Origin of the sequence: Geobacillus sp. ZGt-1 (assembly GCF_001026865.1) — a bacterium.
GTDB classification, from domain to species: Bacteria; Bacillota; Bacilli; order Bacillales; family Anoxybacillaceae; genus Geobacillus; species Geobacillus thermoleovorans.
Map to the genome: position 1 here is coordinate 142,094 of NZ_LDPD01000016.1, position 1,862 is coordinate 143,955.

Below are 1,862 nucleotides of genomic sequence, written 5' to 3' on the forward strand. Positions count from 1 at the left end.
CCCCCGCCGTAAACGGGCGGCCGTATCGCTCTTCCCAATAGACGAAATGCTCGGACGGATAGGCGCAAATCGCTTTATCTTCTCCTCCGTGATGGACGAGGTCAGCTTGTCCATCTCCAGCCAAGTTTTGTTTGCCGACCGCAACGGGATGAGCGACCGGCGTTTTGTCAATGCCGGTTGTGATCCACTGGCCGCCGATGTGAATCGTTTTCGGCTTCCCGACATTAATGGAGAGAATCTGCATCGTGTTCACCTCCATACAGCCTCGGCGATGAGCCGGAAGCTTGCGAGTTTATCCTCGAAGTCGTATGTAATCGTCACGAGCATGATTTCCTCTGTTTCATACGCTTCACTCAGCCGGTACAGCTCGTCTTTGACGCGCGCCGGGCTGCCGACGATCATCCGCCGCCGGTTGTCTTCCACCCGTTTGCGCTCATACGGGCTGTATGGATACGCAGCCGCTTTTTCCGGGCTTGGCGTGCCGCTGAACGCCATCCCTTGCTCGATCATAAGAAGCGACAGATCAAGGCTGCCGGCGATCCAGTCCGCTTTTTCATCCGTTTCGGCGCAAATCGCAAACACTGCGACCATTCCGCGCGGCTCGGCCAAATACGGCGATGGAACAAACCGGTCGCGGTACAGCCGCATATAATGTTCGCCGCCTTCCCCGTTGATAAACTGGGCGAACACGTACGGTAGCCCTTTGTCGGCTGCCAGCTTCGCCGTTTCCGAACTGGAGCCGAGCAGCCATAGTTCCGGCGGGGACTGCACGATCGGCGTCGCCTTGACGCCATACAGCGGGTGAACCGGCGGCAAGGCGTCATACAAATAGCCGAGCAAGTCGTCAATTTGCTCCGGGTAGCGGTCGACGGACCGTCGTCTGTCGCCTTGCAGCGCGATCGTCGCTCGCGGCATCCCCCCGGGCGCCCGCCCGACGCCGAGGTCGACGCGGCCGGGGTGGAGTCCGGCAAGTACGTGGAAATTTTCCGCTACCTTGTACGGGCTGTAATGCGGCAGCATCACGCCGCCCGAGCCGATGCGGATCGTCGCTGTTTTCGCCCCGATATGGCCGAGCAGCACTTCCGGCGACGAACCGGCAAGGCTGTTCGTATCGTGGTGTTCTGACACCCAAAACCGCTTATAGCCGAGCTGCTCAACATGCTGGGCGAGCTTGACGGTGTTCTCGAGCGCTTCTTCCGCTGTCATGCCTTCCGCGATCGGCGACTGATCGAGGACGCTCAGTTGCAGCGCCATTGCGATTCCTCCTTCTTCCGCCGCAGCGGTGGGAAAAATGATTAGTTTCTATTATGCGCTGTTTTGTTTCGATTTGTCCATTCATTTGCCCGCCCGTCCGGCAAAAACCGATCCGCCGCCGGCGGATCGGTCAATCCCGTCAAGATGCACGGCAGTTCACAAGCTGACGGACTGCTTTTGTTCGGCCGCCTGGCGGTCGGGTTTGGGGCCGCGCTTAGGGAAGAAGGAATGAAACAGCTGTTTCATGCTGTCAATGATAAATGAACATCGCTCATACAGCGCTTCTTTTAAACTGTCAAGCTGGCGGGTGACTTTGTATTGCGCTGCCTCTTGCGCTTCAAGCCGTTCGATGACCGTCTCGTGGAACACGTGCTGCAGCTCGAGCTGTTCGATCAACTTTTGGTACAGTTTTTCTTGCCCTTCGAGGCGGGCGGCCATTCCTTCGGCGAGCTGCTCGCGTTCGGCCGTCCGCTGTTCGAGCCGGCGCATCGTGTCGCTTTGCACGGTGAGCGCTTCGATGACGGCCTGCTGCGCCGCTTCTTCTTTGGCCAGCTGCTCTTCCCACCGCGATTGCCGCCTTTCCTCCCGCTCCTGCTGGGCGATGACTG

At 59.0% G+C, this 1,862-nt stretch carries 2 protein-coding genes and 1 pseudogene; all 3 read right to left on the reverse strand.

Features of this window, described 5'->3' with window-relative positions; genetic code table 11:
* A partial coding sequence (locus VU18_RS19625; protein ID WP_369793560.1) for an MOSC domain-containing protein occupies positions 1 to 244 on the reverse strand: 244 nt, incomplete at its 3' end.
* A 5-nt stretch (positions 245 to 249) separates the two neighbouring features.
* Positions 250 to 1,254 (reverse strand): LLM class flavin-dependent oxidoreductase, encoded by a 1,005-nt coding sequence (locus tag VU18_RS07085; protein WP_047757850.1) that lies wholly within the window; start codon positions 1,252 to 1,254, stop codon positions 250 to 252.
* 156 nt (positions 1,255 to 1,410) lie between these two features.
* A pseudogene (locus VU18_RS07090) lies at positions 1,411 to 1,862 on the reverse strand (hypothetical protein); the annotation flags it as partial.